The following is a 13,821-nucleotide window of genomic DNA, read 5'->3' as shown; positions in this document are numbered from 1 at the left end:
CTCTCCACTATGACCGAAGGATCACGCAATGTTGCGCGTAGCTGTTCCCAACAAAGGTGCCCTGTCCGAATCCGCCGCCGAGATTCTCAGCGAAGCGGGCTATCGACGCCGTAGTGACTCCAAGGATCTGACGGTGCTCGATCCGGCCAACGGTGTCGAGTTCTTCTTCCTCCGCCCCAAGGACATTGCGATCTACGTCGGCTCCGGTGAACTCGACCTGGGTATCACCGGCCGAGATCTCGCGCTCGACTCGGGGGCGCCGGTCGACGAGATCCTGTCCCTCGGGTTCGGGCGGTCGACGTTTCGGTACGCTGCGCCCGCCGGTAAGGAGTGGTCACCGGATGATCTCGGTGGCCTGCGCATTGCCACGTCGTACCCGAACCTCGTCAAAGCCGACCTCGCGGCGCGAGGACTCGAGGCGACCGTCATCCGCCTCGATGGCGCAGTCGAGATCTCCATTCAACTCGGTGTCGCCGACGCCATCGCGGATGTGGTCGAATCCGGGCGTTCGCTGCGTCAGAACAATCTGGTCGCCTTCGGCGAATCGCTGTGCGATTCGGAAGGAGTTTTGATCGAACGCGCGGGCGGCAACAGCACCGACAAGACCCGCAAACAACTGATCGCACGGGTACAGGGCGTGGTGTTCGCTCAGCAGTACCTGATGCTCGACTACGACTGCCCGAAATCCATTCTCGACGAGGCCGTCAAGATCACTCCGGGTATCGAATCGCCGACGCTCTCGCCGATGGCGGACGAGAACTGGCTCGCCGTGCGCGCGATGGTCTCTCGCAAGGTCCACAACACTGTGATGGACGAGCTGGCCGAACTCGGAGCCAAGGCCATTCTTGCCTCGGACATCAGGTCGTGCCGAGCGTTCTGAAAGCTGTTCAGGGTCTGGGCCGCACCAGCACCGTCTGAGCGATCCGTCCCACCGGTCCGTGCTCGTCGTGAAGAACGCCTGCAGACATGGCGAATCCGTCGGGCCCGGTGGAGGTCTCAGCCGAGATTCCCACCCATTCGCTCTCCGGAACCCGGAAGATGTGGACAGTGAGATCGGTGTTGAGGAACGTCCATTCGTCGAGGTCGAGCTTCGCGCCGATCCCGTTGGCGATGTCCGCGACGGCGAACAGTCGTTCCAACGGCGTCATGGTCTCGCCGAGAACCAAAGCGGTACTCGCTCGAGCCCAGACCTGTCCAGGTCCGGGGCCGCCGAGTTTTCCAAGGGCGCGTATCTCGACGTTGTCCAGGTAGCCGGATTTCCACGTCCCCTCCCAGACGTGTTGCGAGGCCTCCGACACCGGCGCCAGGGGTGGATCGGCCGCGTAGGCGACCTGCGCGGTGTCGACCGTGGACAGTCGCCAGGCGGTTGCTCGGGCGACCGCCCGGTCAGCTGTGTTCCCGGAGTGCTCCCAGAGTTCGGCGATCACCAGTTCGATGTTCCTACCCGGCCGCTCCACCCAGGATCTGACCTCGATTTCGGCTATCGGTACCGGGCCGAGTAGCTCGACCACGACACGGGAGACACGAACGTCTGCCCGTGCGCCGACTCGTTCGAGCGCGCGCAGCAGCAACGCCGACGGGGGAGCTCCGTGCTGCATGGTCGGCGCCCATAGGCTGACGGTCCGCTCGGTGGTCGCGAACACCTCGTTTCCCGCTGCATTGCGGCCGAGCGGGACGAAGAAGGCGTCATGCTCCGTTTGCCCGGTCACGACGCGGACTCCGAAACGAGCAAATTCGCCGCATCGACGGTTGTGGGCCATCCTGGATACGCTGGGGGAGTGCCACCGAACTCCGGGCACAGTGCCTGGTGATCGCACCAGTTGCAGAGCTTTCCGCGTTTGGGACGAAAATCGCCGGACTCGCCGGCGGCGAGAATCGCCCGCCAGATCGCCGAGAGCATCCGCTCGAAACGAACCAATTCGCCTTCGTCGGGCTTGTAGGTGAGCGACTGCTTGTCCGCCAGGTACATCAGTTTGAGCTGAGCCGGGACGACACCTCGCATCCGCATGACCACCAAGGCATAGAACTTCATCTGGAAGAGCGCCTTCGCCTCGGTGAACTCACGCGGCGACTTGCCGGTCTTGTAGTCGACGACACGCAGCATGCCGTTGGACGCCACGTCGATTCGATCGATGAAACCGCGCAGCGGAGTGCCGTCGGCCAGTTCGATTTCCACCCGCTGCTCGCAGGACTCCGGATCGAATCGGGTCGGATCTTCCATCTCGTAATACCCTGTGACGAGGCTGCGGGCCTGCTCGAGCAGGGTCGCCAGCTCCTTCCCGGAGATCAGCTCGGCCAACTGCGGTGATTCGGTAATAACCTTGTCCCACGCCGGCTCGATCAACTCGACGGCGCTGTCGCAGTCTCGCTTCGAGCTCGGTATCGCGTACAGCGCTTCGAGGGCAGCATGCACCACGGTTCCCTTGACCTGAGCAGTGGTCGACCGTTCCGGAATACGATCGATCGCACGAAATCGATACAGCAACGGGCACTGCTTGAAGTCGTTCGCGCGCGACGGTGACAACGCTGGTCTGCTGCGACGAACAGGTGGATCCGACACATCCGTAATACTCACATCACGCAGACTAAGCCCGTGGTCCGACGAAATCGTTCAGGCCAGTAGTGTGAGCGAATCGAGTCGATCGTCCGCCCTGGACCGACTGCACCGGTTCAGCAAGCGAAAGAGGTAGTCGACTGTGTCCTCGGACAGTGTGTTCTCGGTCAGCGAGACGTCGGACGAAAGTCCCGTCGACAGCACCGGGCCCACACCCGAGATCGCAAGCACCGAACCTGCTCGCAGCGGACCTTTCCGGGTGGGGGACCGCGTACAGCTCACCGACGGCAAAGGCCGGCACTACACCGTCGTACTGGAGGCGGGCAAAGAGTTTCACACCCACCGCGGCGGCATCACCCATGACGCGCTCATCGGTACCGACGAGGGCAGTGTGGTCACTTCGGTCAACGGGACGCCGTACCTGGCGCTTCGGCCGCTGTTGACGGACTACGTATTGTCCATGCCCCGCGGTGCGCAGGTCATCTATCCCAAGGACGCTGCCCAGATCGTGCACGAGGGTGACATCTTTCCTGGCGCCAGGGTTCTCGAGGCAGGAGCCGGCTCCGGTGCACTGACGTGCTCGCTACTTCGGGCCGTGGGTTCGGAAGGTGCGGTGATCTCCTACGAGATCCGTCAGGATCACGCCGACTACGCCGTGAAGAACGTCGAGACCTTCTTCGGCGCGCGACCGGACAACTGGTCTCTCACCGTCGCGGATATCGACGCTTTCGGCAGTGATCGCCCCGGCGAGAGAGTCGATCGGGTCATCCTCGACATGCTGTCCCCCTGGGACGCACTGCCCGCAGTCGCGGATGCTCTGGTGCCCGGCGGCGTTCTCATCGTGTACGTCGCGACGGTCACCCAGCTCTCACGCGTCGTGGAAGCGCTGCGCGCACAGGAGTGCTGGACCGAACCGAGATCCTGGGAATCGATCGTGCGCGGCTGGCACGTCGTCGGACTGGCGGTGCGTCCCGAGCATCGGATGCAGGGCCACACCGCGTTCCTCGTCAGCGCTCGCAAGCTCGCTGCAGGCACGGTCACTCCGAAACCTCAACGCAGATCGGGCAAGGGCTGAACGTCGGCCGTGCGCAGACCGGTCAGACGCAGGGTGCCTGACCCATCGCGAGGAGCTGGCACGTGCTCGCCTCCGACAACTTCCAGTCTCCGTCGATCAGTACCCATGTGTTCGGCGTGGGAGCGGCCGTACCCCGCGGGGTTGCGATCGTCACCGGTGCGCTCACGGTTTCACCCGCGACGGTCGGCCCGGCCACCTCGAACGTGATCTCCCCGTAGTTCGCCAGCGCTGCAGTCATGGTCTCGAAGTTGGCCAGGCGCGCTTGCCCGTTCTCTACAGCGGCGACCTTGGTCGCGGCATCGACATCGGGAGCGACGAGCAGTACCAACGATCGGGTGAGCTCGTCCGTCGTCGGCGCGGCCCTCACCGCTGCTTCGGACGTGGTCACGGCGGCAGAGTCCGAACTGTGATCTGCGTGATCGGATTCATCGCTCGAGCCGCATCCAACAAGGAGGACAGCAGCTGCTGCGGCGGTCGCAAACACTGACGAAATGCGCATACTCACTGGTGAAGCCTCTTTCCTGCAGAGCGCGAAACCACTCGGGTCAGGTGAGGCTAACATGACCGCACGCGGGTTTGGATCCGATGAAGACATGAACACCCGCTCGCCGGTGGACGTGTCCACACGCACTTTTGCCGCTGTGCCGGTAGCGTTGATAGATCGGACTGGGAGGAGTCGCTCATGAGCTCAACAGACAATCCGGAATCGGCTGCGGCCAGGGCGGAACTCGAAGAGTTGCGCACCGAGGCTGCGTCCTTACGGCGCCAACTCGGTCAACTCGGCGAATCGCCGGAGCACATTCGCGAACTGGAATCTCGTATCGACTCGCTGTCGGTGCGTAACTCCAAGTTGATGGACACGCTCAAGGAAGCGCGTCAGCAACTGATCGCGCTTCGCGAAGAAGTCGACCGTCTGGGGCAGCCGCCCAGCGGCTACGGCATCTTGATGTCGATTCATGAGGACGACACGGTGGACGTCTTCACATCTGGGCGCAAGATGCGTCTGACGTGCTCACCCAACGTCGAGGCCGTCGAACTCGCGCCCGGACAGACGGTTCGTCTCAACGAGGCGCTGACCATCGTCGAAGCTGGATCGTTCGAGCAGGTCGGCGAGATCAGCACCCTGCGTGAACTTCTCGGTGACGGCACTCGGGCTCTGGTCGTCGGGCACGCCGACGAGGAGCGCGTCGTCTGGCTCGCCAAGCCACTCTACGAGATGGCCACCGAGGAACCCTCGGACGACCCGGACGAGCCGTCGCGCAGGCTGCGGCCAGGTGACTCGCTGCTGGTCGACACCAAGGCCGGATACGCCTTCGAGCGTGTCCCGAAGGCCGAGGTCGAAGATCTCGTGCTCGAAGAGGTGCCCGATGTGGGGTACGAGGACATCGGTGGTCTCGGACGGCAGATCGAGCAGATTCGCGATGCCGTGGAGTTGCCCTTCCTGCACAAGGACCTCTTCCGCGAATACTCGTTGCGGCCCCCCAAGGGCGTCCTGCTGTACGGCCCTCCTGGCTGCGGCAAGACGTTGATCGCCAAGGCAGTCGCCAACTCGCTCGCGAAGAAGATCGCCGAGGCGCGCGGCCAGGATGCCAAGGAAGCCAAGTCCTTCTTCCTCAATATCAAGGGCCCCGAACTGCTCAACAAGTTCGTCGGCGAGACCGAGCGTCATATCAGGATGATCTTCCAACGCGCCCGGGAGAAGGCGTCGGAAGGCACCCCGGTCATCGTGTTCTTCGACGAGATGGATTCCATCTTCCGCACTCGCGGATCGGGTGTGTCCTCGGACGTGGAGACCACAGTCGTTCCGCAGTTGCTCGCGGAGATCGACGGTGTGGAAGGCCTCGAGAACGTCATCGTGATCGGTGCCTCCAACCGGGAGGACATGATCGACCCGGCCATTCTTCGTCCCGGCCGCTTGGACGTCAAGATCAAGATCGAGCGCCCGGATGCGGAGTCCGCTCAGGACATCTTCTCGAAGTACCTGACGGATTCGTTGCCGGTCAATGCCGACGACCTCGCCGAGTTCGGTGGCGATCGGGCTTCGTGCATTCGGGCCATGATCGAGCGCGTTGTGGACCGCATGTATGCCGAGAGCGAGGACAATCGATTCCTCGAGGTCACCTACGCCAACGGCGACAAGGAAGTGCTGTACTTCAAGGACTTCAACTCGGGTGCGATGATCCAGAACATCGTCGACAGGTCCAAGAAGTACGCGATCAAGTCGGTGCTCGAGTCCGGCACCCCGGGCCTTCGAGTGCAGCATCTGTTCGATTCGATCGTGGACGAGTTCGCAGAGAACGAGGATCTGCCCAACACGACCAACCCCGACGACTGGGCTCGTATCTCCGGCAAGAAGGGTGAGCGCATCGTGTACATCCGAACTCTGGTGACGGGAAAGAACGCCAGCGCGTCCCGCGCCATCGACACCGAGGCGAACACCGGTCAGTACCTCTAGCACGGAGTACCTCTAGGACTGACTGCTCGCGCGAAAGGCTACGCAGCGCTGCGCACCTGCCCCCACGCACACGCCACATTGGGCCGGTGCGCAGCGCTGCGCGTGGTACTTGCTTCTCGCTGCCCTGTCCTCGGTGCGGACCGCATCCTTTCGATCACTTAGGCTCGCGGTATGGAGCGCATCATCGGTATCGAGGTCGAGTACGGAATATCGTCCCCGACCGAACCGTCGGCCAATCCGATCCTCACGTCCACGCAGGCGGTGCTGGCGTACGCCGCTGCCGCCGGTGTGCCTAGGGCCAAGCGCACTCGTTGGGACTACGAGGTCGAGTCGCCGCTGCGCGACGCCCGCGGATTCGACCTGGGGCGCTTCAGCGGTCCAGCGCCGGTGATCGACGCCGACGAGGTCGGCGCGGCCAATATGATTCTCACCAACGGCGCGCGACTCTATGTCGATCATGCCCATCCCGAATACTCCGCGCCCGAGGTGCGGGATCCACTCGACGCTGTGATCTGGGACAAGGCCGGCGAGCGCGTCATGGAGGCCGCGGCGCGCCATGCGTCCAGCGTGCCCGGTGCGCCCCGACTGCAGTTGTACAAGAACAACGTCGACGGCAAGGGGGCCTCGTACGGCACCCACGAGAACTACTTGATGTCCCGCGCGACGCCTTTCTCGGCAGTCATCGCGGGCCTGTCGCCGTTCTTCGCTTCTCGACAAGTGATCACCGGATCAGGCCGTGTCGGTATCGGGCAGTCCGGGGACGAAGCAGGCTTTCAGTTGTCTCAGCGTGCCGACTACATCGAGGTCGAGGTCGGTCTCGAGACGACACTCAAGCGCGGGATCATCAATACACGCGACGAACCCCACGCCGATGCGGACAAGTACCGGCGTTTGCACTGCATCATCGGTGATGCGAATCTTGCGGAGATGGCCACATATCTCAAGGTGGGAACCACCGCATTGGTGCTGGACATCATCGAAGCCGGCGTGGATCTGTCCGACCTGCAGTTGGCTCGTCCGGTGACGGCCGTGCACCAGATCAGCCACGACCCCACGCTCCGGCAGACGGTTGCGCTGACCGACGGCCGCGAGATGACTGCCCTGGCGCTGCAACGGATCTACCATCAGCGCGTCGCGAAGTTCGTCGCCAGCGAAGGCAACGAAGACCCGCGGGTCGCCGATATTCTCGACAAGTGGGCCATGGTGCTCGATCTGCTCGAGCGAGACCCGATGGAGTGCGCGAACATTCTCGACTGGCCGGCGAAACTGCGGTTGCTCGAGGGCTTCCGGCAGCGGGAGGGACTGGGTTGGTCGGCGCCCCGGCTACACCTGGTTGATCTGCAGTACTCGGACGTCAGACTCGACAAGGGCCTGTACAACCGGTTGGTGGCCCGCGGGTCCATGGAACGCCTTGTCACCGAGCAGCAGGTACTCGACGCCGTCGGGACACCTCCGTCGGATACTCGGGCCTACTTCCGCGGCGAAGTGCTTCGCAAGTTCGGGGCCGATATCGCGGCAGCGAGCTGGGATTCGGTGATCTTCGATCTCGGCGGCGATTCGCTCGTACGGATACCGACCCTCGAGCCGTTGCGCGGCAGCAAAGCTCATGTCGGCAAGCTGTTGGAGTCTGCGGAGACAGCCGCGGAACTGGTCGATCAGCTGACCTCCTGAACGATGGTGGTGACTTGTCACCCTTATGGGGGTGCCAATCGGTAGGGTGAAGGTCCGAGTAGGTACTGCGAACACGTAAGGAGGTCGGCGACTATGGCTCGAGAGCAGACACGACGCTCTGGCGGTGGCGACGGCGACGACGAGGTTTCCGGCGAGGCCGGCGGCGGTCAGGAACGGCGCGAGAAGCTGGCGGAAGAGACCGACGACCTCCTCGACGAGATCGACGACGTGCTCGAGGAGAATGCGGAAGACTTCGTGCGTGCCTACGTTCAGAAGGGCGGCCAGTGACGGTAGAGCGCACGCCGAACGCGACGATGGGGGGGCTGTTGCCGACATTCGGGTCGCACCATTCTTCGTTCACCGACCATCTGCGCGACCATGCCCCGCACCTCCTACCTGAGAATCGAATGGCGCAGTCCTCGGCGAACCTGTCCGATGCCGCTCCGCACGGCACCACCATCGTGGCGGTGACGTATGCGGGCGGGGTGCTGATCGCGGGCGATCGTCGTGCCACCCAGGGAAACCTGATCGCCAACCGTGACATGCAGAAGGTGTTCGTCACCGACGAGTACTCCGCTGCTGGTATTGCGGGCACGGCCGGCATCGCGATCGAGCTGGTGCGACTGTTTGCGGTCGAATTGGAGCATTACGAGAAGATCGAAGGCGTGCCGCTGACGTTCAACGGCAAGGCCAACAAGCTCTCGTCGATGGTTCGCAGCAACCTGGGCGCGGCGATGCAGGGCCTCGCTGCGGTACCTCTTCTCGTCGGGTTCGACCTCGATATCGCGGATTCGGAGCGTGGCGGGCGGATCGTCTCCTACGACATCGTCGGCGGTCGCTACGAGGAGCGTTCGGGGTATCACGCCGTGGGCTCGGGGTCTCTGTTCGCGAAGTCGGCGCTCAAGAAGCTGTACCAACCCGGTCTAGGTGAGAGTGCCGCGCTTCGAGCGGTCGTGGAGTCGTTGTACGACGCGGCCGATGACGATTCCGCGACCGGTGGACCCGATGTCACGCGTGGCATCTATCCGACCGCGGTTGCCATCACCGGCGCGGGAGCAGTGGAGGTGGCGGAGAGCAAAATATCGGAAGCCGCTCGCGCCGTGATCGCGGACCGCGCTGCAGCCACTGAGGAAGCACGAGCGGGGGAGACTGCGTCATGACCATGCCGTATTACGCATCGGCCGAGCAGATCATGCGCGACCGGTCGGAGCTGGCGAGGAAGGGCATCGCACGGGGACGCAGTGTCATCGCTCTGTCGTTCGCCGATGGGGTGCTCTTCGTTGCGGAGAACCGCTCGTCTGCTCTGCACAAGGTCAGCGAACTGTACGACCGATTGGGTTTCGCCGCCGTCGGCAAGTACAACGAGTTCGAGAATCTACGCAAAGCCGGAATCCTGCACGCCGACACCAAGGGGTACACCTACGACCGACGTGACGTGACCGGCCGCTCGCTCGCCAAGACGTATGCCCAGGCGTTGGGAACCATCTTCACCGAGCAGCTCAAGCCCTACGAGGTGGAAATCTGTGTGGCCGAGGTGTCACGGTCGGACGAACCGGTTGCGAGCCAGCTGTACCGGATCACCTACGACGGCTCCATCGTCGACGAGCAGGATTTCGTCGTGATGGGCGGAACCACCGAGCCGATTGTGAAGGCGCTACGCGAGTCGTACCGAAGCGGTCTCGACCTCGCTACCGCGGTGCAGGTGGCGGTCAACGCTCTGGCGGCCGGTTCGGCTCCCGCACCCAACGGGGCATCGGAACCGGAAAAGAAGCCGCTCGAGGTGGCCTCCCTCGAGGTGGCCGTGTTGGATCAGCGACGCCCACGCCGCGCTTTTCGGCGCATAAGCGGATCTGCCCTGAGTGACCTGCTGCCGTCGCCGGCTCCCGCCGCCGACACCAGCAGCAATAGCCCCGAGCAGGAGACGACCGAGTAACCGTCGCCCCAGAATTTCCTGGTTGGGGAATTCCTAGTCGGGTACAGCCCACCAGCGCTGTGTCGTCAGTGCGATTCCGGTTCCGAGTGCAGCGCCCACCACGACGTCGACAGGCCAGTGGACTCCGATGTGTACTCGGGAATAGCAAACTGCGGCTGCGACAGGCGCCAGAACTGCACCGGCCCTCGGCGACTCCAGCGCGACACCGGTGACGAAGGCGGCGGCCGAGGCCGAGTGCCCCGACGGAAACGACGAGGACGCGGGTGGCGACAGCAGCCGGCGGGCGAGGGGAGTTCTGTCATATCCGGGCCTTGTTCGCGGAAAGAGCGGCTTGAGGATGCCGTTCACGATTGCGCTGGCGCCCGCCACTGCGAGGAGTCCCCGAACAGCCCCGCGCCGCGGCGCACCCGGGCGACTGCCGAGAACCAGGGCCGAAGCGGCCCACAGCTTGCTGTGGTCGGCGGCCTTGCTCAACGATCGAAGCACCGGGTCGGCGACGGACGCCCCGCTTGCCGCCGCCCGATCGAAGACGCGTGCGTCCCAGCCGTGGATCCGACTGCGAAGGGATACCGGTGTCTCGGTCACCTGATCAGCCTATGCGCCGGTGTGCGCACGCTGGGGACACCGACGCGCGGCGGAATAGTTCGAACGCTCCAGGGGACGGTGTGCGTTGTACTGTCGAAGTGTGCAGCGACGAATTATGGGCATCGAGACCGAATTCGGTGTCACATGTACTTTCCACGGGCATAGGCGACTGAGCCCGGACGAGGTTGCCCGCTACCTCTTTCGCAGAGTCGTGTCCTGGGGACGCAGCTCCAACGTCTTTCTGCGCAACGGCGCACGGTTGTATCTCGACGTCGGATCACATCCCGAATACGCGACGGCCGAATGCGACAGTCTGCTTCAGCTGGTCACTCATGATCGGGCCGGCGAGCGCGTGCTCGAAGACCTGCTCATCGACGCCGAGCAGCGTCTGGCCGAAGAGGGTATCGGCGGTGACATCTACCTGTTCAAGAACAACACCGATTCGGCCGGAAACTCCTACGGTTGTCACGAGAACTATCTCGTCCAACGCGCCGGTGAGTTCTCGCGCATCTCGGACGTGCTCCTGCCCTTCCTGGTGACGCGCCAGCTCATCTGTGGTGCCGGCAAGATTCTGCAGACTCCGAAGGCCGCCACATTCTGCCTGTCGCAGCGGGCGGAACACATCTGGGAAGGCGTGTCCTCGGCGACCACTCGATCGCGGCCGATCATCAACACTCGCGACGAACCGCATGCCGACGCCGAGAAGTATCGTCGCCTCCATGTCATCGTCGGCGACTCGAACATGGCGGAGACCTCCACCATGCTCAAGGTGGGCACTGCCGCTCTCGTCCTGGAGATGATCGAGGCCGGCGTCTCCTTCCGAGATTTCGCGCTGGACAATCCGATTCGCGCGATTCGAGAGGTCAGCCACGACCTGACGGGCCGGAAACCGGTGCGGTTGGCCGGCGGGCGGCAGGCCAGCGCCCTCGAGATCCAGCGTGAGTACTACACGCGGGCAGTCGAGCACCTCCAATCCCGTGAGCCGGACGCTCAGGTCGAGCAAGTAGTGGACCTGTGGGGCCGCACCCTCGATGCTGTCGAGGCACAGGATTTCGCGAAGGTGGACACCGAGATCGACTGGGTGATCAAGCGCAAGCTTCTGCAGCGATACCAGGATCGATACGGGATGGAATTGTCCGATCCGAAGATCGCGCAACTCGACCTGGCGTACCACGACATCAAGCGTGGTCGAGGCGTGTTCGACGTGCTGCAGCGAAAGGGCCTGGCCAAGCGGATCGTCGAGGACGAGCAGATCGACGAGGCAGTCGATCTTCCCCCGCAGACGACCCGAGCCAAACTGCGCGGTGAATTCATCACCGCGGCGCAGGAAGCAGGCAGAGACTTCACCGTCGACTGGGTCCATCTCAAGCTCAACGACCAGGCACAGCGCACGGTCCTGTGCAAGGACCCGTTCCGCTCCGTCGACGAAAGGGTGGAGCGGCTGATCGCGTCGATGTAGTGGATGTGAACTCGACCGATAGGCTTCATGGGTGGCGATCACCAAAGTTGAACGGCTGATGAACCTTGTCATCTGTCTGCTCTCCACGCGTCAGTTCGTGACGGCGGAACGAATCAAGGACAGCGTTGCGGGCTACGGAGACTCAGGCAGCGACGAGGCGTTCAGTCGCATGTTCGAGCGCGACAAGAACGAACTTCGTGATCTCGGTGTCCCTCTCGAGACCGGCGTATCGGCGGGAACGGGCGGCGTCGAGGGCTATCGCATCAACCGGGACGCCTACGAACTCCCCGATATCGACCTTTCGCGCGAGGAGTCGGCCGCCGTCGCTGTTGCGGTTCAACTCTGGGAGTCGCCGGAGCTGACATCCGCCGCACAGAGTGCGCTGCTGAAACTGCGCGCAGCGGGTATCCAGGTCGATCAGGACGATTCCGCGGGGGCGGTGACGGCGGTTCCGGCTCGTACGCGGGGGTCCGAGCCCGCGTTGGGTGCCCTGCTGGCCGCGATCGATGCGGGCAGGTCGGTTCGCTTCGAGCATCGCAGTTCGACGACGGATCCGTTTGTCACGCGCACCGTCGAGCCGTGGGGTGTCGTGACGTTTCGTGGCCGCTGGTATCTGGTCGGTCACGACGTGGATCGCAACGACATCCGGACGTTCCGGTTGTCCCGAATCGGTGACGACGTGTCTACGTTCGGTCGGGCTGGGAGCGTACGCAAGCCTGAGGGCGTCGACCTGCAGTCCATCGTCGAACGTGTCGCCGGAACAGCAGAGGTCAGCGGATCGGCCACGATCTGGGTCGTCGACGACGGCGCTCTCGAAATTCGTCGGATGGGGACGGTGGTGGAAGATCGCGCCATCGGAAACAGGCACGGTTCGGTGGTGCAGGTTCCGGTTCGATCCTGGGAATGGATGACACGTGTGGTCGCAGGCCACGGTTCGGACGCGCTGGTCCTCGATCCGCCCGAGTTGCGCGCGGACGTGATCGCAACGCTCCACGCCGGCGTTGCGGAAGGTGTTCGATGAGCGCACGTTTGTCGGTCAGGCTGGCCCGACTGCTCAACATGGTGCCGTTCTTTCTGGCCAACCCCGGACTGAGTGCAGCAGAGGCGGCCCAGGAACTAGGTGTCTCCACCGCGACGCTCATGACCGACCTGAATCAGTTGTGGATGTGCGGACTACCCGGATACGGCCCTGGCGATTTGATCGACCTGTCGTTCTCCGAGGAGAGCATCGAGGTGACGTTCTCCGCGGGCATCGATCGCCCGCTGCGACTGACCTCGACCGAGGCCACCGCACTGCTGGTGGCGCTCAGGTCGCTGACCTCCATGCCTGGAATGGTGGATCCCACCGCCGCGCAACGAGCGATCGCGAAGATCGAGGATGCTGCAGGTGCAGCCGCTGCCAACGTGCCGAGCTCGTCGGCAGCGGGCTCCGGTGACAGCCCGGAGAACCCCGCCGCCGCCGCGGTGCGGTCGGCGCTCCGGAACCAGCACGCCATCGAGCTGACCTACTACTCGGCATCGAGGGATGCCGTCTCGGAGCGGACCGTCGATCCGATCCGCACGGTGCTCATCGACGGGCACAGCTATCTACAGGCATGGTGTCGACGCGCGGAAGGCGTCCGGCTCTTCCGCTTCGACCGTATCGATCGCGCGGTGGAGTCGGCCGAACCGTCCCGGCCCCCGGAAGATGCCCCTGCCGACGACAGTTTCGAGATCTTCAACGACGACCCATCGCTATCGCAGGCACGCTTGCGGATCGCCCCGGGACACTCGTGGGTGATGGACTACTACCCGATGACGCAGGTTGGCGCAGACGGCGACGGTTCGATCACCGTGACCATGCGGTTCGCCACGCTGAGCTGGATGACGCGACTGACATTAGGGTTCGGCGAGGCGATCGAAGTCCTGGGCCCACCTGAGCTGCAGCGCAGTGTGGACGAGCGTGCTCGTGCTGCACTGGCGGCATACGCCGACCTGAAGTGACAGGCGCATCTCGCACACACTTTCTACTGTTTCGCTGGGGTCCATCCCAGTGAACGCGCAGAAAACGTACGGCTTCCACCAAGCCTCCAGCGCTGCATGTCGGGTA

General features: G+C 63.8%; 14 protein-coding genes. 10 read left to right on the top strand and 4 right to left on the bottom strand.

The features are described from left to right. Positions 1-28 precede the first annotated feature (28 nt). Positions 29-880, top strand: coding sequence for an ATP phosphoribosyltransferase (gene hisG / locus KVY23_RS10095; protein WP_230556305.1), 852 nt, complete (start codon positions 29-31; stop codon positions 878-880). A 7-nt stretch (positions 881-887) separates the two neighbouring features. On the opposite strand, the gene KVY23_RS10090 is transcribed toward hisG, so the two are convergent. Together KVY23_RS10090 and KVY23_RS10085 are read right to left on the bottom strand one after the other, a co-directional pair. Then, positions 888-1,709 carry a thioesterase family protein gene (locus tag KVY23_RS10090; RefSeq protein WP_075839742.1) on the bottom strand — a complete coding sequence of 274 codons (822 nt, stop codon included), beginning with the start codon at positions 1,707-1,709 and terminating at the stop codon, positions 888-890. After that, positions 1,706-2,575, bottom strand: a complete 870-nt coding sequence (locus KVY23_RS10085) for a RecB family exonuclease (RefSeq protein WP_230556304.1) — start codon at positions 2,573-2,575, stop codon at positions 1,706-1,708. The genes KVY23_RS10090 and KVY23_RS10085 overlap by 4 nt, the downstream gene beginning before the upstream one ends. A 199-nt stretch (positions 2,576-2,774) precedes the next feature. Between KVY23_RS10085 and KVY23_RS10080 the strand changes: the two genes are divergently transcribed. Then, positions 2,775-3,629, top strand: a complete 855-nt coding sequence (locus KVY23_RS10080; protein ID WP_206511072.1) for a tRNA (adenine-N1)-methyltransferase — start codon at positions 2,775-2,777, stop codon at positions 3,627-3,629. A gap of 22 nt (positions 3,630-3,651) precedes the next feature. On the opposite strand, the gene KVY23_RS10075 is transcribed toward KVY23_RS10080, so the two are convergent. Continuing rightward, on the bottom strand, positions 3,652-4,017 hold the full coding sequence (locus KVY23_RS10075; RefSeq protein ID WP_230556303.1) for a hypothetical protein: 366 nt from the start codon (positions 4,015-4,017) through the stop codon (positions 3,652-3,654). A 294-nt stretch (positions 4,018-4,311) separates the two neighbouring features. On the opposite strand from KVY23_RS10075, the gene arc reads away from it, so the two are divergent. The 5 genes from arc to prcA all read left to right on the top strand — a co-directional run bounded on the left by arc (position 4,312) and on the right by prcA (position 9,688). Continuing rightward, the gene (gene arc / locus KVY23_RS10070; RefSeq protein ID WP_230556302.1) at positions 4,312-6,084 is read left to right on the top strand and encodes a proteasome ATPase; all 1,773 of its coding nucleotides are present in this window, start codon (positions 4,312-4,314) and stop codon (positions 6,082-6,084) included. 171 nt (positions 6,085-6,255) lie between these two features. Beyond that, positions 6,256-7,755 carry a depupylase/deamidase Dop gene (dop, locus tag KVY23_RS10065; RefSeq protein ID WP_075839745.1) on the top strand — a complete coding sequence of 500 codons (1,500 nt, stop codon included), beginning with the start codon at positions 6,256-6,258 and terminating at the stop codon, positions 7,753-7,755. 93 nt (positions 7,756-7,848) lie between these two features. Next, the gene (locus KVY23_RS10060; RefSeq protein ID WP_075839746.1) at positions 7,849-8,043 is read left to right on the top strand and encodes a ubiquitin-like protein Pup; all 195 of its coding nucleotides are present in this window, start codon (positions 7,849-7,851) and stop codon (positions 8,041-8,043) included. Then, positions 8,040-8,915: a proteasome subunit beta gene (gene prcB, locus KVY23_RS10055; protein ID WP_230556301.1), complete on the top strand. Its 876-nt coding sequence runs from the start codon at positions 8,040-8,042 to the stop codon at positions 8,913-8,915. Before KVY23_RS10060 ends, prcB begins: the two co-directional genes overlap by 4 nt. Continuing rightward, on the top strand, positions 8,912-9,688 hold the full coding sequence (gene prcA / locus KVY23_RS10050) for a proteasome subunit alpha (protein ID WP_075839748.1): 777 nt from the start codon (positions 8,912-8,914) through the stop codon (positions 9,686-9,688). Before prcB ends, prcA begins: the two co-directional genes overlap by 4 nt. Positions 9,689-9,721: 33 nt before the next feature. Here the strand turns inward: prcA and KVY23_RS10045 are convergent, their stop codons facing one another. Continuing rightward, on the bottom strand, positions 9,722-10,273 hold the full coding sequence (locus tag KVY23_RS10045) for a phosphatase PAP2 family protein (protein ID WP_374108711.1): 552 nt from the start codon (positions 10,271-10,273) through the stop codon (positions 9,722-9,724). A 100-nt stretch (positions 10,274-10,373) separates the two neighbouring features. Between KVY23_RS10045 and pafA the strand changes: the two genes are divergently transcribed. From pafA to KVY23_RS10030, 3 genes are read left to right on the top strand one after another with little or no spacing between them, the layout of a single operon-like run. Beyond that, entirely contained in the window at positions 10,374-11,732 is a 1,359-nt protein-coding gene (pafA, locus tag KVY23_RS10040) for a Pup--protein ligase (protein WP_206510624.1), read from the top strand. A 31-nt stretch (positions 11,733-11,763) separates the two neighbouring features. Beyond that, positions 11,764-12,753, top strand: a complete 990-nt coding sequence (locus KVY23_RS10035) for a YafY family protein (RefSeq protein WP_075839750.1) — start codon at positions 11,764-11,766, stop codon at positions 12,751-12,753. Continuing rightward, positions 12,750-13,715: a YafY family protein gene (locus KVY23_RS10030; protein ID WP_230556300.1), complete on the top strand. Its 966-nt coding sequence runs from the start codon at positions 12,750-12,752 to the stop codon at positions 13,713-13,715. Before KVY23_RS10035 ends, KVY23_RS10030 begins: the two co-directional genes overlap by 4 nt. Positions 13,716-13,821: the final 106 nt, after the last annotated feature.

Origin of the sequence: Rhodococcus sp. I2R, from assembly GCF_020889545.1 — a bacterium.
Lineage (GTDB): Bacteria > Actinomycetota > Actinomycetes > Mycobacteriales > Mycobacteriaceae > Rhodococcoides.
The sequence above is the reverse complement of the archived record's forward strand: the minus strand, read 5'-3'. Positions and strand labels throughout refer to the sequence as shown.

Bases quoted from the DNA above. Each gene is read 5' to 3' on its own strand.
- hisG (WP_230556305.1), top strand. From the start codon at position 29: ATGTTGCGCGTAGCTGTTCCCAACAAAGGTGCCCTGTCCGAATCCGCC.
- arc (WP_230556302.1), top strand. From the start codon at position 4,312: ATGAGCTCAACAGACAATCCGGAATCGGCTGCGGCCAGGGCGGAACTC.
- dop (WP_075839745.1), top strand. From the start codon at position 6,256: ATGGAGCGCATCATCGGTATCGAGGTCGAGTACGGAATATCGTCCCCG.
- KVY23_RS10060 (WP_075839746.1), top strand. From the start codon at position 7,849: ATGGCTCGAGAGCAGACACGACGCTCTGGCGGTGGCGACGGCGACGAC.
- prcA (WP_075839748.1), top strand. From the start codon at position 8,912: ATGACCATGCCGTATTACGCATCGGCCGAGCAGATCATGCGCGACCGG.
- KVY23_RS10030 (WP_230556300.1), top strand. From the start codon at position 12,750: ATGAGCGCACGTTTGTCGGTCAGGCTGGCCCGACTGCTCAACATGGTG.